This is a genomic window from Qipengyuania sp. 902, assembly GCF_051195295.1.
Lineage (GTDB): Bacteria > Pseudomonadota > Alphaproteobacteria > Sphingomonadales > Sphingomonadaceae > Qipengyuania.
The window spans coordinates 89,593-108,491 of the sequence record NZ_JBNJLJ010000004.1; the positions used below are offsets into that span (position 1 = coordinate 89,593).

26 protein-coding genes and 1 tRNA gene are annotated in these 18,899 nt (G+C 64.1%); 14 read left to right on the forward strand and 13 right to left on the reverse strand.

Annotated features, from left to right (window positions below; genetic code table 11):
* Positions 1 to 78: 78 nt before the first annotated feature.
* Together hslV and ACSH0F_RS12585 are read right to left on the reverse strand one after the other, a co-directional pair.
* The gene (gene hslV, locus ACSH0F_RS12580) at positions 79 to 639 is read right to left on the reverse strand and encodes an ATP-dependent protease subunit HslV (RefSeq protein ID WP_435203317.1); all 561 of its coding nucleotides are present in this window, start codon (positions 637 to 639) and stop codon (positions 79 to 81) included.
* Between the two features lie 48 nt (positions 640 to 687).
* Entirely contained in the window at positions 688 to 1,149 is a 462-nt protein-coding gene (locus ACSH0F_RS12585; RefSeq protein ID WP_435203319.1) for an outer membrane protein assembly factor BamE, read from the reverse strand.
* 173 nt (positions 1,150 to 1,322) lie between these two features.
* Between ACSH0F_RS12585 and ACSH0F_RS12590 the strand changes: the two genes are divergently transcribed.
* Together ACSH0F_RS12590 and ACSH0F_RS12595 are read left to right on the forward strand one after the other, a co-directional pair.
* Positions 1,323 to 1,841 (forward strand): ubiquinol-cytochrome C chaperone family protein, encoded by a 519-nt coding sequence (locus ACSH0F_RS12590; RefSeq protein WP_435203321.1) that lies wholly within the window; start codon positions 1,323 to 1,325, stop codon positions 1,839 to 1,841.
* Complete coding sequence (locus tag ACSH0F_RS12595) at positions 1,838 to 2,374, forward strand: YceD family protein (protein ID WP_435203323.1); 537 nt, start codon at positions 1,838 to 1,840, stop codon at positions 2,372 to 2,374. Before ACSH0F_RS12590 ends, ACSH0F_RS12595 begins: the two co-directional genes overlap by 4 nt.
* Before the next feature lie 103 nt (positions 2,375 to 2,477).
* Here ACSH0F_RS12595 and ACSH0F_RS12600 read toward each other — a convergent pair whose 3' ends face one another.
* The 6 genes from ACSH0F_RS12600 to ACSH0F_RS12625 form a co-directional block, all read right to left on the reverse strand.
* On the reverse strand, positions 2,478 to 2,762 hold the full coding sequence (locus tag ACSH0F_RS12600; RefSeq protein ID WP_435203325.1) for a GIY-YIG nuclease family protein: 285 nt from the start codon (positions 2,760 to 2,762) through the stop codon (positions 2,478 to 2,480).
* A gap of 299 nt (positions 2,763 to 3,061) precedes the next feature.
* A complete protein-coding gene (ssb, locus tag ACSH0F_RS12605; protein WP_435203327.1) occupies positions 3,062 to 3,595 on the reverse strand; it encodes a single-stranded DNA-binding protein in 534 nt (177 codons plus the stop codon).
* Positions 3,596 to 3,694: 99 nt separating this feature from the next.
* Positions 3,695 to 5,557: a ferrous iron transporter B gene (feoB, locus tag ACSH0F_RS12610; RefSeq protein ID WP_435203329.1), complete on the reverse strand. Its 1,863-nt coding sequence runs from the start codon at positions 5,555 to 5,557 to the stop codon at positions 3,695 to 3,697.
* Positions 5,554 to 5,793, reverse strand: a complete 240-nt coding sequence (locus tag ACSH0F_RS12615) for a FeoA family protein (RefSeq protein WP_435203331.1) — start codon at positions 5,791 to 5,793, stop codon at positions 5,554 to 5,556. The genes feoB and ACSH0F_RS12615 overlap by 4 nt, the downstream gene beginning before the upstream one ends.
* 164 nt (positions 5,794 to 5,957) lie before the next feature.
* Entirely contained in the window at positions 5,958 to 6,650 is a 693-nt protein-coding gene (locus ACSH0F_RS12620) for a COQ9 family protein (protein WP_435203333.1), read from the reverse strand.
* Positions 6,637 to 7,239 carry an ankyrin repeat domain-containing protein gene (locus ACSH0F_RS12625; protein ID WP_435203335.1) on the reverse strand — a complete coding sequence of 201 codons (603 nt, stop codon included), beginning with the start codon at positions 7,237 to 7,239 and terminating at the stop codon, positions 6,637 to 6,639. The genes ACSH0F_RS12620 and ACSH0F_RS12625 overlap by 14 nt, the downstream gene beginning before the upstream one ends.
* A 73-nt stretch (positions 7,240 to 7,312) precedes the next feature.
* On the opposite strand from ACSH0F_RS12625, the gene ACSH0F_RS12630 reads away from it, so the two are divergent.
* The 6 genes from ACSH0F_RS12630 to ACSH0F_RS12655 are packed head-to-tail and all read left to right on the forward strand — an operon-like array spanning position 7,313 to position 11,176.
* A complete protein-coding gene (locus ACSH0F_RS12630; RefSeq protein WP_435203337.1) occupies positions 7,313 to 7,921 on the forward strand; it encodes an SCO family protein in 609 nt (202 codons plus the stop codon).
* Entirely contained in the window at positions 7,909 to 8,370 is a 462-nt protein-coding gene (locus tag ACSH0F_RS12635) for a YcgN family cysteine cluster protein (RefSeq protein WP_435203339.1), read from the forward strand. Before ACSH0F_RS12630 ends, ACSH0F_RS12635 begins: the two co-directional genes overlap by 13 nt.
* On the forward strand, positions 8,367 to 9,089 hold the full coding sequence (locus tag ACSH0F_RS12640; protein WP_435203341.1) for a M48 family metallopeptidase: 723 nt from the start codon (positions 8,367 to 8,369) through the stop codon (positions 9,087 to 9,089). Before ACSH0F_RS12635 ends, ACSH0F_RS12640 begins: the two co-directional genes overlap by 4 nt.
* Before the next feature lie 41 nt (positions 9,090 to 9,130).
* On the forward strand, positions 9,131 to 9,586 hold the full coding sequence (locus ACSH0F_RS12645) for a hypothetical protein (RefSeq protein ID WP_435203343.1): 456 nt from the start codon (positions 9,131 to 9,133) through the stop codon (positions 9,584 to 9,586).
* A complete protein-coding gene (gene ribD / locus ACSH0F_RS12650; protein ID WP_435203345.1) occupies positions 9,567 to 10,541 on the forward strand; it encodes a bifunctional diaminohydroxyphosphoribosylaminopyrimidine deaminase/5-amino-6-(5-phosphoribosylamino)uracil reductase RibD in 975 nt (324 codons plus the stop codon). The genes ACSH0F_RS12645 and ribD overlap by 20 nt, the downstream gene beginning before the upstream one ends.
* A 17-nt stretch (positions 10,542 to 10,558) precedes the next feature.
* On the forward strand, positions 10,559 to 11,176 hold the full coding sequence (locus ACSH0F_RS12655; protein ID WP_435203347.1) for a riboflavin synthase: 618 nt from the start codon (positions 10,559 to 10,561) through the stop codon (positions 11,174 to 11,176).
* A gap of 11 nt (positions 11,177 to 11,187) precedes the next feature.
* Here the strand turns inward: ACSH0F_RS12655 and ACSH0F_RS12660 are convergent, their stop codons facing one another.
* From ACSH0F_RS12660 to ACSH0F_RS12670, 3 genes are all read right to left on the reverse strand, one after another.
* Complete coding sequence (locus ACSH0F_RS12660) at positions 11,188 to 11,727, reverse strand: GNAT family N-acetyltransferase (protein WP_435203349.1); 540 nt, start codon at positions 11,725 to 11,727, stop codon at positions 11,188 to 11,190.
* 6 nt (positions 11,728 to 11,733) lie between these two features.
* Positions 11,734 to 12,915 carry an aromatic amino acid transaminase gene (locus ACSH0F_RS12665; protein WP_435203351.1) on the reverse strand — a complete coding sequence of 394 codons (1,182 nt, stop codon included), beginning with the start codon at positions 12,913 to 12,915 and terminating at the stop codon, positions 11,734 to 11,736.
* Positions 12,916 to 13,033: 118 nt separating this feature from the next.
* Positions 13,034 to 13,828, reverse strand: coding sequence for a DUF1134 domain-containing protein (locus ACSH0F_RS12670; RefSeq protein WP_435203353.1), 795 nt, complete (start codon positions 13,826 to 13,828; stop codon positions 13,034 to 13,036).
* Between the two features lie 207 nt (positions 13,829 to 14,035).
* Here ACSH0F_RS12670 and ACSH0F_RS12675 point away from each other — a divergent pair.
* Positions 14,036 to 14,127 (forward strand) — tRNA-Ser (locus tag ACSH0F_RS12675).
* A gap of 234 nt (positions 14,128 to 14,361) precedes the next feature.
* Here the strand turns inward: ACSH0F_RS12675 and ACSH0F_RS12680 are convergent.
* Both ACSH0F_RS12680 and ACSH0F_RS12685 read right to left on the reverse strand, forming a co-directional pair.
* Positions 14,362 to 14,700, reverse strand: a complete 339-nt coding sequence (locus ACSH0F_RS12680) for an ArsR/SmtB family transcription factor (RefSeq protein ID WP_435203355.1) — start codon at positions 14,698 to 14,700, stop codon at positions 14,362 to 14,364.
* Positions 14,697 to 15,356, reverse strand: coding sequence for a peroxiredoxin (locus tag ACSH0F_RS12685; RefSeq protein WP_435203735.1), 660 nt, complete (start codon positions 15,354 to 15,356; stop codon positions 14,697 to 14,699). Before ACSH0F_RS12685 ends, ACSH0F_RS12680 begins: the two co-directional genes overlap by 4 nt.
* An 83-nt stretch (positions 15,357 to 15,439) precedes the next feature.
* Between ACSH0F_RS12685 and ACSH0F_RS12690 the strand changes: the two genes are divergently transcribed.
* Genes ACSH0F_RS12690 through ACSH0F_RS12710 form a run of 5 tightly spaced genes read left to right on the forward strand, consistent with a single transcriptional unit; the run spans position 15,440 to position 18,898 of the window.
* Positions 15,440 to 16,369: an MBL fold metallo-hydrolase gene (locus tag ACSH0F_RS12690; protein ID WP_435203357.1), complete on the forward strand. Its 930-nt coding sequence runs from the start codon at positions 15,440 to 15,442 to the stop codon at positions 16,367 to 16,369.
* Positions 16,366 to 16,812 (forward strand): YeeE/YedE family protein, encoded by a 447-nt coding sequence (locus tag ACSH0F_RS12695; protein ID WP_435203359.1) that lies wholly within the window; start codon positions 16,366 to 16,368, stop codon positions 16,810 to 16,812. The genes ACSH0F_RS12690 and ACSH0F_RS12695 overlap by 4 nt, the downstream gene beginning before the upstream one ends.
* The gene (locus tag ACSH0F_RS12700) at positions 16,812 to 17,231 is read left to right on the forward strand and encodes a DUF6691 family protein (protein ID WP_435203361.1); all 420 of its coding nucleotides are present in this window, start codon (positions 16,812 to 16,814) and stop codon (positions 17,229 to 17,231) included. The genes ACSH0F_RS12695 and ACSH0F_RS12700 overlap by 1 nt, the downstream gene beginning before the upstream one ends.
* Positions 17,228 to 17,641, forward strand: a complete 414-nt coding sequence (locus ACSH0F_RS12705) for a TIGR01244 family sulfur transferase (protein ID WP_435203363.1) — start codon at positions 17,228 to 17,230, stop codon at positions 17,639 to 17,641. The genes ACSH0F_RS12700 and ACSH0F_RS12705 overlap by 4 nt, the downstream gene beginning before the upstream one ends.
* Before the next feature lie 24 nt (positions 17,642 to 17,665).
* Positions 17,666 to 18,898: an FAD-dependent oxidoreductase gene (locus ACSH0F_RS12710; protein ID WP_435203365.1), complete on the forward strand. Its 1,233-nt coding sequence runs from the start codon at positions 17,666 to 17,668 to the stop codon at positions 18,896 to 18,898.
* The last annotated feature ends 1 nt before the right edge of the window (position 18,899 follow it).

Genomic DNA, 18,899 nt, shown 5'->3' on the forward strand with positions numbered 1-18,899 from the left:
ATCCCAGCGAAAGCTGGGATCTGTCTCGGGTCGGCACTTGGCCGGAAGCGATCCCAGCGTTCGCTGGGATGACGCGGGTTAAACTTCTTCGACGGTCACATTGCCATTGGTGAAGACGCAGATGTCGGCGGCGACCTTCATCGCCTTGCGCGCGATCTGCTCGGGATCGTCTTCGTATTCGGCGATCGCCTTGGCCGCAGCCAGCGCGTAATTGCCGCCCGATCCGATCGCGGTAATTCCGCCTTCGGGTTCGAGCACATCGCCATTGCCGGTGAGGACGAGGAGGTTTTCCTTGTCCGCCACGATCATCAGCGCTTCGAGATTGCGCAGGTATTTGTCGGTGCGCCAGTCCTTGGTCAGCTCCACCGCGGCGCGCAGGAGCTGGCCGTTATATTGCTCGAGCTTTTTTTCCAGCCGCTCGAACAAGGTGAAGGCATCGGCGGTCGCGCCGGCGAACCCGGCGACGACCTTACCGTCCTCCCCGATGCGGCGGACCTTGCGGGCATTGGGCTTCATCACCGTGTTGCCCATGGAGACCTGCCCGTCCCCCGCAATCACGATCCGGTCGCCGCGTTTGACGCCGACGATGGTGGTGGAGTGCCACTGGACGATGCCGTGGCTTTCGCGGTGTGAACTCATGACGCGCGATATGGGGCGCGCGCCGAATGGGTCAAGCCGCCGGACGGATTACTGCTGCTGGCCGCCAACGCCCGGTGCACCGACCGCGCCGATATTGCCGAACAGGTCTTCGAGGAAGCTGCGCTCCCGGCCCAGCGTCGGCGTCTCGTCGCCATCGGGGCGCAGATACGCCACCTGGTCGATCCCGCTGCGGTCCGCAGCCACGACATTGCCCGCCTCATCGAAGCGCACGGCAAGCACCTGGTGCTGTTCGATCCGCGGACGGACGAAAGGTTTGCGGCCCGTGGTGCTCGACACGTAATACCACGTCGGCTCGCCGAACTGGCTGGTGAAGGTCGGACGGCCCAGCGTGCCGGCGACCGACTGCTGGTTGTCGATGCCCGGCTGGATCGACTGGGTCAGCACCGGATCGACGATATAGCCGCGCGTTTCGCGGATCGGCTGGCACGCAGCGGTAGCCACACCGGCAAGGGCAATGGCGCTAAGGCCGACAATCTTGGTCCTGTTCATGGGAACAGCAATTCTCCGTCTTCAAGTCCGCTTGGCCGCGTGGGCGCGCGTCCCTATATGCTCGGCCAACGCCTTAGTCGCAAAGCATCGGCCCATGCAATGTCACTGTTGCCGATCGCTTGGGGATCAGCGACTGGAGATCGCGGCCTGTATTGCCGCTGAACGGAGATGCCATGTCCTTTTTCGCCCGCCTGTTCGGCCTGTCCAGCGACCCGCGCGAGGAATGGCGCCCGCTGTGGCACCGCGTGGTGGAGGAAGCGCGCGATCCCGACTGGTACCGCATGTGCGGCGTCGCGGATTCACTGGAGGGCCGGTATGACATGGTCACGCTGGTGCTGGCGCTGGTGATGCTGCGGCTGGACGATGCAGGCGAGGAAGGCAGCAATGCCAGCGCCCGCCTGACCGAACTGTTCGCCGAGGACATGGAAGGCCAATTGCGCGAGGCCGGGATCGGCGACCCGACCGTCGGCAAGAAGCTGGCTGCCGTGATGGCCAGCATGAATGGCCGCATCGGCGCCTATCGCGACGGGCTACGCAGCGATCCCAAGGTGCTGGTGGAGGCGGTGCGGCGCAATGTCACAATGGCCCAGCCGGACGAGGCCGAGGCACTGGTGCAGCGCATGGCGGCGCTGCACGCGCGGCTGGAGCGGACCGGCTTCGAGACGCTGAAGAAGGGGGAGATCGCCGCATGAGCGCGCCCGAACTCGTCCGCCTCGTCAAGCCGCGCGCGCTCCCTGCCGAGTCCATGACGATTACTGCCGACACGGCCGAGCTCGAGGCGCTGGCCAAGCGCTTCGGCGTGACGGCGGTCGATGCGCTGAACGCCCATGTGGCGTTCGAGACGAAGGATGGCGCGGTGCTGGCGAACGGTCACCTGCTGGCCACAATCGAACAGCCCTGCGCCGTAACGCGCGAACCGCTGACCTACGATGTCGAGGAGCCGCTGACCCTGCGCTTCGTGCCTGCCGGATCGGTGCCGGACTACGCGCCCGACGAGGAAATCGAGCTCGACAGCGAGGACTTGGACGAGATTGAATACGAAGGCGACAGCTTCGACCTCGGCGAAGCCATCGCGCAGACGCTGGCGCTGGCCATCGACCCCTACCGCGAAGGACCAGGCGCCGACGAGGCGCGGAAGGCGGCGGGGATTGTCAGCGACGAAGAAGAAGCGCCGAGCGGGCCGCTGGCGGAGGCGCTGGCGGCGCTGAAGGGGAAGGGCGACTAGCGCTGCGCATGTTGGTCCGCCGACATGATACCAAAACCAGACACCCAATCCGCTCAGCCTGAGCTTGTCGAAGGCCACGCGCTGTAGTTTGCTCCAAGCACCCCTACCGTTGGCGATTTCGGGCAAGCAACGAGATCTCTTCCCAGTCACCAGCTATCAGAGCCTGCTTCTTTGCCCTGCTCCAGCCTTTGATCTGTCGCTCTGCATCGAACGCCTCGTCGCGCGTAGGAAAATCCTGCGACCATTCGAGCGACACTGGCAGCCGACCGGCAGTGTATCCGCCTAGCGCCCCGGAGCGATGCTGCGCGAAACGATATTCCAGCTCTTCGGTATGGCCGACGTAATAGCTACCGTCATTGCAGCGCAGCAGATAGGTGAAGAACGTCATGCCTCGCCTCTAATCTCGGCGCGCGACCTTCGACAAGCTCAGGCTGAGCGGGCGTGGGTCGGGAAGCGGGAGGCCATCGCCAATGGTCGTCACTAAATCATACGCAGCAGCAACGCGCTTTCTTAAACGAGGACGATCATGGCAGCCATCAGCCTATGCTGCATGCTTCTCATCAAGCCATCGAAGCATCACGCGCGGACAAGGTTCATCCGACAGCGGTTTTTTCCTGTCTGGACAGTGTAACATGCGGTCCATGTCTCGGCATCGCCCGCGCGAAGCCGAGCGCGGATGAACTCGACTCAGAACGGAATATCGTCGTCCAGATCGTCGTAGTTCGAGCCGCCGCCGGACCCACCCGAGCTGCCATCCGAGGAACCGCCGCCGCTGCGCCAGTTGTCGCCGCCGCCGGAACTCTGGCCGCCGCCGCCCTGGTCCCAATTGCCGCCGCCGCGCTGGCCTCCGCCGCCGCCACCTCCGCCGGACGCACCGTCGAGCATGGTCAGCGTGCCGCCGAGGCCGCGGATCACGACTTCGGTCGAATAGCGGTCGTTGCCCGACTGGTCCTGCCACTTGCGGGTCTGCAGCTGGCCTTCGATATAGACCTTGGAGCCCTTGCGCAGATAGCGCTCGACCACGCCGACGAGGCCCTCGGAGAAGATCGCGACGGTGTGCCACTCGGTCCGCTCCTGCCGCTCGCCCGTGTTGCGGTCCTTCCATGTCTCGCTGGTGGCGATGCGCAGGTTGGCGATCTTGCCACCGTTCTGGAAGCTGCGGATCTCGGGATCGGCCCCGAGGTTTCCGATGAGCATGACTTTGTTGAGGCTACCGGCCATCGAATCGTCCCTTCGTAACTGTTGGCAACCGGCCTAACGGAGGGCGCTGCCCGCTTCTAGGGGCGGAACGGAGTTTCCACACCGCTCCGGACGCAATCGCTACAACCCCAGCGCCACCGCGCCCCAGTAGGTGAGGCCCGCGAACACGTAAGCCAGCGCAAACAAGTACACGAGCATGAACACCGGCCATTTCCACCCGTTCGTCTCGCGCCGGGCGACCGCAATGGTCGAGATGCATTGCGGCGCGAAGACGAACCACGCGAGGAAGGCGAGTGCGGTCGGCAGACTCCACAGCGCGGCGATCTTGTCGGTCACGCCCTCGGCCGCGACTTCCTCGTCCGCTGCGTCCACGGCATAGGTGGTCGCCAAGGCCGATACAGCGACTTCGCGTGCGGCCATGGCCGGCACCAGCGCAAGGCTCATCTCGCGGTTGAAGCCGATGGGCTCGAGGATCGGGTGGAGACCGTCGGCGACCATACCCGCGACGCTCGCATCCATCTGGCTCTCGCCCGGCTCGGCCTTGGGAAAGCTCAGCATCAGCCACAGGGCAATCGTGACCACAAAGATGATCGTGCCCGCGCGGCGCAGGAACACCCAGGCGCGCTGCCACAGCCCGATGGCGAGGTCCTTGATCCGCGGCAGCTGGTAGCGCGGCATTTCCATGATGAAGCCGCTCGCCGCACCCTTCGCGACCGTGCGCCGCAGCACCAGTGCCGCCGCCATCGCGCCGACGATCCCTGCGACATAGAGCGCGAACAGCACAAGCCCCTGCAATCCGATGCCCGGTCCGATGCTGGTCGACGGGATAACCGCCGCGATGATCACCGCATAGACGGGCAGCCGCGCCGAGCAGGTCATCAGCGGAGCGATGAGGATCGTCGTCAGCCGGTCCTTCGCATCGGGAATGCTGCGCGTCGCCATGATGCCGGGAATGGCGCAGGCGAAGCTGGAGAGCAGCGGGATGAAGCTTTTGCCCGACAGGCCCACGCCCGCCATCAGCCGGTCCATAAGGAAGGCCGCACGCGCCATGTATCCGCTCGCTTCCATCACCAGGATGAAGAAGAACAGGATTACAATCTGGGGCAGGAAAACTACAACCGACCCCACACCGGCGAGCACACCCTCGGTGAGGAAATCGCGCACGAAGCTTTCGGGCATGGTGTCGGTGACGAGCGCGGACACGGCGCCCACCCCGCCCTCCAGCGCATCGGCGAAGGGCGTCGCCCAGGCGAACACTGCCTGGAAGATCACGAACAACAGGCCGAACAGGATCACCGGCCCGATCCACGGATTGAGCAGCACACGATCGATGCCGTTCTCGATCGTGTGGCGCGTCGATTTGGAGAGGATCGCGCCTTTCGCCATGTGCTTGGCCGCCAGCCGCCGCTCGGGCAGCGTCAGGTGCCAGCGCTTGTGTGCATCTTCGTCGGCATGCGCATCGGCTTCGGCAATGACCTGTGCCAATTCGGGCAGGCCCTTCCGGCGCACGGCGACCGTCGGGATCACCGGGACGCCGAGCGCTTCGGAAAGTGCCGCCGGGTCGAGCGTCAGCCCGTCACGCTCCGCCAGATCGACCATATTGAGCGCGACCACGGTAGGCCGGCCCAGCTCGAGCACTTCCTGCGCAAAAACGAGATGCTGTTCCAAATTGGCGGCGTCGAGCACCAGCACCAGCACATCGGGTGCGGCTTCGCCCTCGAATTCGCCATGGACGAGCTTCCGGGTCACCTCCTCATCCGGGCTGGCAGCATCGAAGGAGTAGGCGCCGGGCAGGTCGATCAGCTCGCGCGATTCGCCGTTCGGCAGGGCCAGCCGCCCGGCCTTTCGCTCCACGGTGACGCCGGGATAGTTGGCGATCTTCTGGCGGGCGCCGGTCAGCGCGTTGAACAGTGCCGACTTGCCCGAATTGGGATTGCCGACCAGCGCTACCTTGTGGTGGCGGACGGGATCGTCGCGGCTCATACGGGCTCCACCTCGATGGCGAGGGCGTGCGCGCGGCGCAGTGCGATGGTCATGCGGCCGATACGGATCGCCAGCGGGTCGCGCGTACCGAAGACGCCGCGATGGATTACGGAGACTTCCGCGCCCTCGTCCACGCCAAGAGCTTTAAGGCGCTTGCCTTCGTCCTCGGCCAGTGCAGCCCAGTCCACCGCGGTAATGCGCGCGGATTTCTCATGATCGAACGCGTCGAGGGTCATGCGCAGCGCCCTGTCAGAATCGCGCGCTTGTTGCAACCGATTATCAATAGCGGGCGCTCGTCTTGCGCAGCCGCACCCGCGGCTGCGTCCTTCGCTAAACGTGCAGCAAGCTGCACCCGCTGCGGGCGAGCGGTCGCTCTTGCCGGGCCTCCGCCGGCCCGGATTTAGCGCGCAGGGTAGCGCAGCCGGCCTAGGAACCGCGTTACGCTAAAGCTCGCGCGATTCGGGTTGAGCCACTTGGCCTTCACCTTCTCGAACTTCATGACGCCGTCGATCCGGCGCTCCAGGAATGCGCGGCTCTCGGCCTTGTTCTCGCTCTCGTCCTCGACGAAAACGGCCAGCGTCGCACCGTAGATCGAGGCGAGGATGGCACGCTTGGTATAGTGGTTGTAATCGGTCGCAGTGTCGCCCGCGAGCCGCCACATTATATCGGCGCTGTTCCAGCCGGTCTTCAGCGCGGTCGGCACATTCTGCGGCATGGCCATGATTGCCAGCGCGCGGCGCAGCGATTCCTCCAAGCCCAGCACGGCGTCGAGCCGGTACTGCACCAGGCTACGGATGCGTTCGCGGATTTTCATCTCGGCCAGCTTTCCCGCCGGCATGTCGAGCATCATCTGCCGATCGATCGTCTCGATCCATGCGCGGATCATGCCCATCGCGCCCTGGTCCTTGAAGGCGAGCCGGGCCACATCGCGATCGGCGCCCAGCTGGTCCGCCGCCATCTCCAGCGCGGCATCGGTCCAGCCATCGAACACCGCCGCATCGGCGATACCGGGCGCCAGCGCCAGCCGCAGCTCGTCGAGCGTCAGGTCCTCGACCAGCAGCTCTTCATCGAGTCTCGCGTCAGTTGGGGCCATAGACCGGCGCTGCCTTTCCCTTTTCCGCAATCGCTGCGTCGAGTGCAGCCAGCACCTGCGATCGTCCGCCGAGGAGTTCGGCATAATCCCGCGCGGTGCGGCCCGAGCTATCGGTGCGCAATGGGTCCGCCCCCTTGTCGACAAGCAGGCGGATCATTTCCACATCGCGGCGATGGACGGCAGAAATGAGCGGCGTTTCGCCGGCAGCGTTCGTGACATTTGCCGATGCCCCGCCGTCCAGCAGTGCTTCGACCGCTTCCAGCGAACCGATCTGCACGGCCACTTCCAGCGGCGATTCGCCGTCGCGTGTTTCGAGATTGGGATTGGCACCCTTGCCGAGGAGAAACTTGATCCACACCGCATCGCGGCGCTGCGCGGCGATGTGCAGGGCCGTCTCGCCGCTGGTGATGTCCCGCGAATTGACCAGCACATTGCCGGGCTGCGCGAGCAGCTCGTTCACCTTCCCACCGTCGCGATCCTTGACCGCTTCGAGGAACTCGTACCCTTCGCGTTTGCGCTGGGCGTGCGCCGGCGCCGCCACCATCGCCAGCGCCGCCGCGCCCAGGATCGCGTGAACAATCCGTTTCATCTCGTCGTCTACCCCTGAATTTTTCCGCATGCGAATGCGGGGTCGTCTCTTGAACAGAGGCAATTAGCAGACCATGAACCGCGATGCCATGCTTGCTCGCAATCCCCTATCTATCGCTATCGCCCTGGCCCTTGCCGGATGCTCCTCCGACAGTAGCGCTCCGGCGGAACCACCCCCGCTGCAGGGTGCGAGCATCGGGGGCGATTTCACCCTCACAGGCGAGAGCGGCGAGCCTGTCAGCTGGAGCGATTTCGACGGGCAGTACCGCACGATCTACTTCGGCTACACCTATTGCCCGGACGTCTGCCCGGTCGATGTGCAGCGCGCCATGGCAGGCCTCAAGCTGTTCGAAGAGCAGGACCCGGAGCGCGCCGCGCAGATCCAGCCGCTGTTCGTCGGCGTCGATACGGCACGCGACACGCCCGAGGTGCTGACCGAATTCACCGACAATTTCCATCCGCGCCTGATCGGGGTCACCGGTGACGAGGAAACCCTGACGAGCGTCGCGCAGCAATTCGCCGCCAGCTTCTCCAAGGGCGAGGAAACCGAGGCCGGCGGTTATCTGGTCAACCACACCAATGTCACGCTGCTCTTCGGACCGGACGGAGAACCGCTCGCGACGCTACCGACCGACGAAGGAGCCGAGGCGGTCGCCGCGGAACTGGACAAATGGGTGCGCTGAGAGACCGGTTCTGGGAACGGCCGCTGGCCGAGCTCGACCAGGCCGAGTGGGAGGCCCTGTGCGATGGCTGCGGACGCTGCTGCCTTCACAAGGTCGAGTATGAAGACACAGGCGAGATCGAGCATACCAATGTCGCCTGCAAGCTGCTCGACTGCCAAAGCGCGCGCTGCACGGACTACAAGCGGCGCAAGGCCTTCGTGCCGGACTGCCTGCAGCTTACGTTGAGGATCGTCGACAAGGTGGAATGGCTGCCGCCGACCTGCGCCTATCGCCTGCGTGCCGAAGGGCAGCCGCTGCGGCCATGGCACTATCTCATCAGCGGCGACCGCGAGGACGTGGTGCGCGCCGGTGTGTCGGTGGCCGGTCGTGTGATTTCGGAAACCGAGGCTGGGCCGCTCGAACACCACGTCGTCGATTGGGGCGATGAGGACGAGGACCAGGCGGCGTGATCGACTGGCTTCGTCGCGAAGCGCTGGAGCCGGAAATCGAGATTGCCGGGCGCGTCCTGCCGATCGAACTCAATCGCAATCGGCGTGCCAAGCGCCTGACCCTGCGCCTCGCCCCCGACGGCAGCGCGGTGCGGATCACCCTGCCGCACTGGTGCCGTAGCGTGGAAGCCCTGGCCTTCGCCCACGCGCGCGCCGACTGGCTGGGCGAGCAGCTTGCCAAGGTTCCCGAGCGGCGCGATCCCCTCGGCGAAGGCACGCTCACTTATTGCGGCCATGAGGTGCGGATCGAATGGTCCGCCGACTTCCCTCGCAAACCCGTGCTCGACACGACCGGCGTTCGTGTTGGCGGGCCGAACGAAACGCTGACGAAAAGACTGCAACGCTGGCTGGAAGCCGAGGCGCAGCGCCTGTTCGCCCAAGACGCGCAGGACTATTGCAGCCGTGCCGATCTTCCTGTCGCCGACGTGCGCTTGACCCGCGCCAAGCGGCGCTGGGGCAGCTGTTCGAGCGAGGGCGTGCTGCGCCTCAACTGGCGGCTCGTGCAAGCGCCCGATTTCGTTCGGCGTTCCGTCGTCGCGCACGAGGTCGCGCATCTCGTCCACTTCGACCATTCGCCCGCCTTCCACGCGCTACTGGGCGATCTGTTCGAAGGGGATATCGAGCACGCGAACTACTGGCTCAGCCAGCACGGACGCACGCTCTACGCCGCCTTCGGCTGAGTGTACTGGCAAGGTTCAGCAAACATGCCTATCTTGGCCGCATGCGATTGAAGAGCAGATTCCACGTCAAGTCGGGCGTCACCGACCTCTGGGACTATGTCCGCGAACCGCGCCCCTTCCGCTGGACCCTGTTGCTGCTGTCGGCGATGATCCCGGCCGGCGCGCTTCTTGCGCTGTCGCAGGAATCCCATCTACGCCCACCCGATCCGCCGAAGGTGACCTTCATCAACACTTTCGCTGAAGGGCGGACGGACGAGGAAATCCGTCTTAGCAACATCGAAAACCAGCAACGCAAGGAAGCGCGCGAAGCCGAGCGCGCCGAACTGCTGGAGCGCAAGGTCGAAGCCTACAAGACCTTGGGCCGCGCGACCGGGCTCGACGTCGATGAGATGGCGCGCGAGGCCGAAGTCGAAAATGCGCGCGAAGCGGCCGAAGCCGAAGCGCGCCAGCGGGAATATTACCAGGCGGGCGGGACGGTTGCAGCCGGAACTGAATGACGCACGCTGGCTGGCGGCGGCGGCACGGCTGGCGTCGCGTGGCCGCCCGCTCAGCCGCCCGAACCCCGCAGTCGGCTGCGTTCTCGTCAAGGACGGGCGCGTCGTCGGCCGCGGATGGACGCGGGAAGGCGGCCGACCGCACGCCGAGGCTGCGGCGCTCGACCATGCAGGAGAGTCTGCAAGAGATGCGACGGCCTATGTCACGCTGGAACCCTGCGCTCATCGCTCGCCTCGCGGGCCCGCCTGTACCGATCGCCTGATCGAAGCCGGTGTGGCGCGGGTTGTGGTCGGTGTCGAAGATCCCGACCCCCGTACCGCTGGCGAGGGCCTCGCTCGACTGAAATCTGCCGGTATCGCCACCACCCTCCTTCCCATTCCCGAGGCCGAAACAAGCCTTGCGGGCTATCTCACCCGCGCCACCAAGGGCCGGCCACACGTAACACTCAAACTCGCGACGTCGCTCGACGGCTGCATTGCGTTGGCCGACGGGCAGAGCCAGTGGATCACCGGCGCAACGGCACGCGCGCACGTGCATTCGCGCCGCGCGCTGGCGGACGCGATCCTGGTCGGCGGCGGGACATGGCGGGCCGACAAGCCACGCCTCGACGTGCGCCTGCCGGGACTGGAAGACCGCAGCCTGCAACGCGTCCTGCTGACGCGCGGTATCCCGCCCGACGGGGTCAAGGTCATCAATGCACCGAGCCAGATCGACCGGCTGGACGGCGTGCAATATGTCTATGTCGAGGGCGGCGCACAGGTCTCGGCCAGCTTTATCGCCGAAGACCTCGTCGATCGCATAGAGCTCTATCGCGCACCCATCATGATCGGCTCCGGCAAGCACGCGCTGGGCGATATCGGCCTCGCATCGCTGGACAGGGCGCACGGCCGCTGGACGCTTGTCGAGCAGCGCCAGCTTGGCAGCGACACTTACCAAGCCTACAGCCGCACGTGCTGACAGGAGACACTGCACACATGTTCACCGGTATCGTGACCGCCATCGGCACCATCGAAAGCACCGAGCAGCGCGGCGATTTGCGCGTCGTGGTCGGCTGCCCGTTCGATCCGGAGGCGATCGATATCGGCGCGTCCATCGCCTGTTCGGGCGTCTGCCTGACGGTGGTCGCCCTGGGCGGCGAGGCCGGCGATGCGCGCGTAACGTTCGATGTGTCGGGTGAAACCGTCAGCCGAACGAAGCAGGGCATGTGGGATCGTGGTGCGAAGCTCAATCTCGAACCTGCGCTCAAGCTCGGCGACGAACTCGGCGGGCATCTGGTGACCGGCCATGTCGATTCGGTGGGCCAGGTCATGCTGGCGGAGGATGTGGGCGGGTCACGCAAGATCGCGATCCGTATCAGCCGCGAGCTCGCGCCCTTCGTCGCGCCCAAGGGTTCGATCACGATCGATGGAGTTTCGCTCACCGTGAACGATGTCCGCGACCGCACCGATGGTACATGCGATTTCGCTGTAAACATCATCCCGCACACCGGTGAGGTGACGACACTCGGCGCGCTGAGCGAAGGCGACCGCGTCAATCTCGAAATCGATGTGCTGGCACGCTATCTCAAGCGGATGCAGGCGCTGGCGGGGTAATACCCGAAGTGTCAGGCTAGCGGCCCGGCCTCGAACGCCTCGCGTGTGATCTCGTAAATGAGGTGCACCACGCGCTTGCCCTGATAACGCTCCAATTCGTAACGGTCGGTGCGCTCGGCCCCGATCGCCTCCAGCGCATTGCGCGAGCGGTAATTGGTGTCGCCGACGCGGAACTCGACCAGCGCGACTTGCTCGAAGGCGTGCTCCAGCATGGCGAGCTTCATCTCGCGATTAATGCCTTTCCCCCAGCAGCGCCGCTCGAGGAAGGTCCAGCCGATCTCGACCACGCCGCCTTCTTCCGGGTCGTATTTGTCGTAGCGGGTCGAGCCGACGATGCGATCCTTCGCTTTATCCACGACAGCCAGCGCACCACCGCTCGCCAGGCCCTCGTCGAAGAACGCATCGAAGACCTCGCGCCGCCAGCGATCATGGATCGGGTGCTGTTCCCAGACCATCGGGTCGGAGGCGATCTCGTAGAGAGCCTCGCGATCGTCCTCGCTCAGCGGCCTCAGCACCAGCCGCTCGGTTTCGAGGATCGGCTGGCGGTCCACTGTCGGTCAGCCCTGCGTGACGTCGGCCAGCGCGGCGATGAACTTGTCGGTATTGCCCGCGTGGAGCCCCGCCACGTTGATGCGGCCGGAGCCTGCCATGTAGACGGCGTGGTCTTCGCGAAGCTTGGCGATCTGATCCTTGGTGAGGGGCAGCATGGCGAACAGGCCATTCTGCTCGGCGAGTGCGGCGAGGTTGAGCCCCGGCACTTCGTTGTCCGCCGCGGCGAGACGTTCGCGGACGCGGCGCATCCGCTCGCGCATTTCGGTGAGCTCGTCGAGCCATTCACCGGTCAGCGTATCGTCGCAGAGCACGTGGCGTACCGCCGCGCCGCCGTGATCGGGCGGCATGGACCAATTCGCGCGCGCCAGCGAATTGGCATTCGACACGATGGCGTCGAGTTGGTTCGGCTCTTTCGCCATCATGTAGAAGGCGCCGACCCGGTCGCGGTAGAGGCCGAAGTTCTTGTCGCAGCTATAGGCGATCAGCGCTTCCGGCACCGCCGCCAGTACTGCGCGAACGCCGGCGATGTCCTCGTCCAGGCCCTGGCCGAGCCCATGATAGGCGACATCGAGGATCGGCAGCACACCGGCGTCCGCCAACGCGCTGGCGATCTTATCCCACTCCCCGGTAGTGTAATCCACGCCGGTCGGGTTGTGACAGCAGCCGTGCAGCAGAACGGCATCGGTCGGCTTGGCGTTTCGGATCGCGTCCAGCACTGCATCCAGATCGGCGCTGCCGTCTTTCGTCGCATGATTGAACGGTGCGATGTCCATCCCGACATCGGCCAGGATCTGCGCATGGTTGGGCCAGCTCGGCGTGCCCATGTGGATACGCGTCACACCTGCCTGCTGGGCCAGCGCCACCGCGAGTCGAACGGCGCCGGTGCCGCCGGGTGTTTGCATGCCTTCGATGCGACCCCCCATCGTCGCGTCCTCGCCGAAGATGAAGGGCATCAGCGCGGCAGTGAAGCCGGTGTCGCCCTCCGGGCCAAGGTAGGACTTGCTGTCCTGCTCGTCGATGAGCTTCTGTTCGGCCTCTTTGATCGACCGGAAGACGGGCGTTGCGCCATCGTTGGTGCGATAGACGCCGACGCCGAGGTCGATCTTGTTCTCCCGCGGGTCTTCGGCATGCATCTTGATCAGCGCGAGCAGCGCGTCGGGGGCCTGGGCTTGAAGGTTTTCGAGCATGCGCGCCTCTTCGCCAAATATGCGTGGGGCCGCAACAGGAAATCCCGTTGCGGCCCCCGGAGCTCTTCGGTTTTGTTCTATCGCGACCCGAAGGGCTCCTTGCCTCTGCGACCGAGTATCAGAACGGCAGCCAGCGCTGCTTCTTCGAAAACTTCATGTAACCCGCGTTCACGCCGAGCCGCAGACCGGCCCCGACGCGGATGGGAATCAGCACGACATCGCCCTTGCGCATGTAGCTCGCCGTGAGGCCGCCGACGACATAGGCCTGGCCTTCGCCGGCCGGATAGCGCTCGTACAGCTCCTCGCTGTCCCACAAATTGTAGACGAGCACGAAGGTGCTGCCCGCGTTCGCGCCTGCATCGAAGCCGATCGACGGGCCGGTCCAGTAAACGGGCCGCTCGCCCTCCACCTTGTGGAACAGCGTGCCCGAGCCATAGCGCGCCCCGACGATGAAGGCTCCGCCCGCCTCGCGCCCGACGATATAGGCATTGGGCTCGCCCTGTTCGGCGAGAAGCTTCTGGATCATGTTGGCGACACCTTGGGCGCCCTTGCCGAAAACGCCTTCCGCCGCGCCGATCAGATCGTCTTCGCGGTAAGTGGTCGAACTGTCGTCCACTGCGGCGGTTTCGACGGCTTCGTCGGCGGCAGCCTCGGCACTCTGTTCGGACCAGCTGTCCTGCTCAGGGTAACTGTCCACCGGCGCGGCTTCGTCGGGTGCTTGCGTGTAGGTGACCGCATCGCCTGCCTGCTCGTCGGCATAGACCGGCGCGTCGCCCGGCTGTTCGACGAGATCGCCGTCGATTGCGCTGTCGGGGTCGATAGTCTCGACCTGCGCCGAAAGCGGCGTCGCGGCCAGCCCGATGGCCGCCATGGCGAGGCCGAAGCGGGACAGATGTTGTGCTAGCGTGGTCATGTTTCCCTCCCTGTCGGCGCAAGGCGCACGTACAGTCGATGTCGTAGAAGAATCCCCTTCAAGCAGCAGGGCAATGAAACGGCGATGAACCGAATCGAAAACGGGGCGAAACGAGTCTCTGCCGAGGCGAGATTCTTCCCTTGAAGGGTACGTGGCCCATGGCTATAGCGCGCCCCTCGCCCGGCCAAGCTCCGGCCGGCGACATGCGGAGACGTGGGTGAGTGGCTGAAACCAGCTCCCTGCTAAGGAGCCATACCTGGTAACGGGTATCGAGGGTTCGAATCCCTCCGTCTCCGCCACCGGCCTTTCCCAGGCCCTGCCAATTCCCTTAAGAGGTGCGAGTATCGGATGCTGAGCGACAAGGTTGGCTTGTCGGCGAACTTGCAATCCACGAAACTTTGTACCTTGGCGCGCTTGGTCCGCATGTATTTCGCCGGACAGCAATGGATTTTCGGTTTTTTCCCATCGCCTACGATCGCCTCTGATAACTGCTTCGTTCAAGCAGATGACACAGAAAGCGAGTCCAGGAATTCTCAGCTTAGTTTGGCGAAATTGGCGACCCCTGGCGCTGGCTGGCGCGGCTGCCGCACGGAATTTCCCGACAGACCGCCAAGTGCGCCTGCCGCATCGACAACCTTCGCCATCCTGCTTTGATCGATCCGGTAATAAACGAGCTTGGCGTCTTTCCGGGTCTTCACGAGGCCCGCGTTGCGGAGGACTGCCAATTGCTGCGACAACGTTGGCTGGCCGATACGTGCTGCGTCGTCGATCTCTCCGACATTGCGCTCCTTGCCCGTCAGGGCCTGCATGATGCGAAGACGCACTGGATGCGCGAGCGCCTTCAAGGCATCGACCAGCTCCTCGTCGGTCATTTGCGTGTCTTTCGCTTGGTTTCCTTCATGAACCAATCGGTCTGGCCCTTGGCAGAGAAAACGGTGTCGAGCGACGCGTCGGGCTGCACCAGCATGGCCTCCCCCGGAGCCCAGTTCGCAGGGGCGAGAACAGGCCCGTCATCGACCGCTTGGAGAGCATCGAGTGTCCTCAGCATTTCGGGCGTCGAACGCCCCACATTCGCCGGGTAACAAGTCATCGCGCGGATGACGCCATGCGGGTCGATGAAGAAAGTCGTCCGAACCGTTGCGCTATCGTTATCGTTCGGCGCCACCATGCCGTAGGCCCGGCCGATCACGAGGGTCGGGTCCTCCACGATCGGAAAGCGCACCTCGATGTCGTAGCGATCGCGGATCAGCCGCAGCCAGGCGAGATGCGAAAACAGGCTATCGACGGAAAGCGCCATCAGCGCACAATCGCGCTGTTCGAACTCGCTGGCCGATTGGGCCAGTGCGACAAACTCGGTCGTGCACACAGGCGTGAAGTCCGCTGGGTGCGAAAACAGGATCAGCCACCGCCCCCGGTAATCCGAAATACGAACGTTTCCAATCGTGCTGCGGGCGGAGAAGTCCGGAGCGACATCTCCGATACGCAATCCTGCGCAAGGCGCCTGTCGTTCGGCATCGGCGTTGATCATCTCGGTCATCAAGACCTCATACCACTTGACACCCGAATAGCAACACATATAAACGGTTAATGTAAGTGTATGGAGATCAAGCTATGGCTGACGATCAAATCCTCGACAGCGCTGCCGCCCAGATCGAGCGCGCTCAGGCCGACAAGTGCCTGCGCCCTTCTATCGCGGGCTTTTTCGACGAAGCTACCAACACCGTTTCCTATGTCGTTCACGACCCCAAGACGAACGAAGCGGCGATCATCGACTCTGTCCTGGATTTCGAAGCGGCTTCCGGCCGGACCTCGAATGGTTCGGCCGATCGCATCATCGAATATGTCACTTCCAATAATCTGAAAGTGACATGGTTGATCGAAACGCACGCCCATGCGGACCACATTTCGGCAGCACCCTATCTGCAGGAACGGCTCGGCGGGAAACTGGCTATCGGACGCGATATCGTCCGCGTGCAGGAGGTGTTCGGCAAGCTCTTCAATGCGGGCACCGATTTCGAACGCGACGGATCGCAGTTCGACAAGCTGTTCGACGACGGCGAGACCTTCAACGTCGGCGAACTGGAAGGCATTGCCCTGCACGTCCCCGGTCATACGCCGGCCGATATGGCTTTCATCATCGGCGATGCAGCATTCGTGGGGGACACGATCTTCATGCCCGATTTCGGGACCGCCCGGGCCGACTTCCCCGGCGGAGATGCGCGCCAGCTCTATCGGTCCATTCGCCGACTGCTCTCGCTTCCGGACGAAACCCGCCTGTTCCTGTGCCACGACTACAAGGCGCCGGGCCGCGATGAATACGCATGGGAAACCACCGTCAAACAGCAGCGTGAAGAGAACGTGCATGTGAAGGACGGCGTAAGCGAGGAAGACTTCGTCGAGATGCGAACCGACCGGGACAAAACGCTCGCAATGCCGAAGCTCATCATGCCCTCGGTTCAGGTCAACATCCGTGGTGGTCGCTTGCCCGATCCCGAAGATAATGGCGTCAGCTACATCAAGATTCCGGTGAATGCCGTATGAGCCTCCCCGGTTTCCCTGAAGCTGCGCCGCTTGCAGGCCTTGCGGGTGGCGTCCTGATCGGCCTGGCTGCCGCCCTGATGCTACTTGGCCTTGGTCGGATCGCCGGCGTTTCCGGCCTTGCCGCGAAGGCAGTCGGGCTTGGCGGTAGCGGCATCGCCAGGAGCGGCGCATGGATGTTCGTGGCCGGATTGCCGCTGGGTGCTCTGATCGTGATGCTGGCATCGGGGGGGATCGAAGCAAGCTTCGCCAGCCCCGTTACGCTCGCAATAGCTGGACTGGTGGTCGGCATCGGCACGCGACTGGGAAGTGGATGCACCAGCGGGCACGGGGTTTGCGGTGTCAGCCGTCTGTCGGGCCGCTCGATTGTCGCCACGCTTACATTCATGGCAACCGGTCTTGCGACAGTCGCGATCATGAACGCGCTCGGGCTGGAGGTGTTGTGATGCGGACCGCTCTCACCTCGATCGTATCCGGCGTTCTTTTCGGCGCTGGCCTTGCCCTCGGTGGCATGACCGACCCTGCGCGGGTGCGCGGTTTTCTCGACATTTTCGGTGACTGGGACCCCACGCTTGCCTTCGTGATGGGCGGAGCCGTCATCGTCATGGCCATTGCATGGCGGATCGTCCCGCGCCTGGCCGAACCGGTCTTCGCCGGCGAGTTTCACCTGCCGACCAAATCCGATCTGACCCCTCGCCTTATCGGCGGGGCCGCACTTTTCGGTATCGGCTGGGGGATTGCAGGGCTGTGTCCGGGGCCCGGGATTGCTGCCCTCGTTATCGAATCTGCAGCAGCCGCGATATTCGTCGTCGCCATGCTCACCGGAATGGCGGTCGTGCGGCTTTTCGAAGGAGCTGCGTCATGAAGCTCGCGCACGTAAGCGAGACATTCGCTGTCTCCCCTCAGCTTGAACCCCGCGACATGGGTGGGCTTGCCGATGCGGGATTTGATGCGGTGATCTGCAATAGGCCGGATGGCGAAGATCCAGGCCAGCCGACCGTCGCCTCGATACGAGAAGCTGCCGAAGCGGCCGGATTGGCCTTCCATCATATTCCGGTCTCAGGAGGCGAGTTTCCGCCGGTTGCGATCGAGGCGTTCGCCAAGGTCCGCGAAGAAGCGGACGGCAAGGTGCTCGCCTTTTGCCGGACCGGGACGCGCTCCATCACGCTCGATGCACTCGCCAATGCCGAACACGAATCCGCCGCCGAGCGGATCGAGCGCGCCAAGCGAGCAGGCTACGATTTGTCGGGCGTGCGCAAGCGGCTTGGCGAATAACGGAAAGATACTGGAGAGTTTGCCATGGCCCGATGCCTCGATCATGATGTCGTCGTAATTGGCGGAGGTTCGGCAGGAATTGCAACCGCAGCCTCGATGCTGAAGCGGCGCCCTTCGCTCGATATCGCGATCGTCGAGCCGAGCGAGGATCATTATTATCAGCCCGGCTGGACGATGGTCGGCGGTGGGGTCTTCGAAGCGCCAGCGACCAGGCGCACAACGGCGAGCGTAATGCCGAAAGAGGCGACTTGGCTGAAACAGGCTGCCGCGTCTTTCCAACCCGAGAACAATCAAGTCACGCTCGGCGATGGGACGACGATCACCTACCGCGTTCTGATCGTCGCTCCGGGCATCCGGCTTGCCTGGGAGAAGATCGACGGGCTGGAAGAGACACTCGGCAAGAATGGCGTCACCTCCAACTATCGCTACGATCTGGCGCCCTACACGTGGGAGCTCGTGCGCAACCTGAAATCGGGCCGCGCGATCTTCAGTCAGCCGCCGATGCCCATCAAGTGCGCGGGGGCGCCGCAGAAAGCCATGTATCTGTCCTGCGATGCCTGGATTGAACGCGGTGTTCTCGGCGAAATCGATGTTGAATTCCGCAACGCCGGAGGCGTCCTGTTCGGGGTGAAGGAATACGTCCCGGCGCTGATGGAATATGTCGAAAAATACGGGATCGATTTGCAGCTCAACCAGACACTCGTCGCGGTCGATGGCCCCGGCAAGAAGGCTGTCTTCAAGACCGAAGCTGGCGAGGAAACGGTCGAGTTCGACATGCTCCATGCGGTTCCGCCGCAGGTAGCCCCGCAGTTCGTCGCCGACAGTCCTCTCGCGAACGCCGAGAGCGGCTTTGTCGACGTCGACAAGTTCACGCTACAGCACGTCCGCTATCCCAACGTCTTCGGTCTTGGAGATGCTGGATCGACTCCCAATGCGAAGACGATGGCGGCTGCCCGCAAACAGGCGCCGATCGCCGCGGTTAATGCGCTTGCCCAACTCGATGCAAAGCAGCCCGTGGCCGATTACGATGGCTACGGCTCCTGCCCGTTGACCGTAGAGCGCGGGAAGATCATGCTCGCCGAATTCGGATATGACGGAAAGCTGCTGCCGAGCTTCCCGAAGTGGGTGATCGAAGGCACGAAACCGCGCAAGCTGAGCTGGCTGCTCAAGTCGGAGGCGCTGCCATGGATTTACTGGAACGGCATGCTGAAGGGCCATGAGTGGCTGGCCAAGCCGCATATTAAGCAGGCCGCCTGAT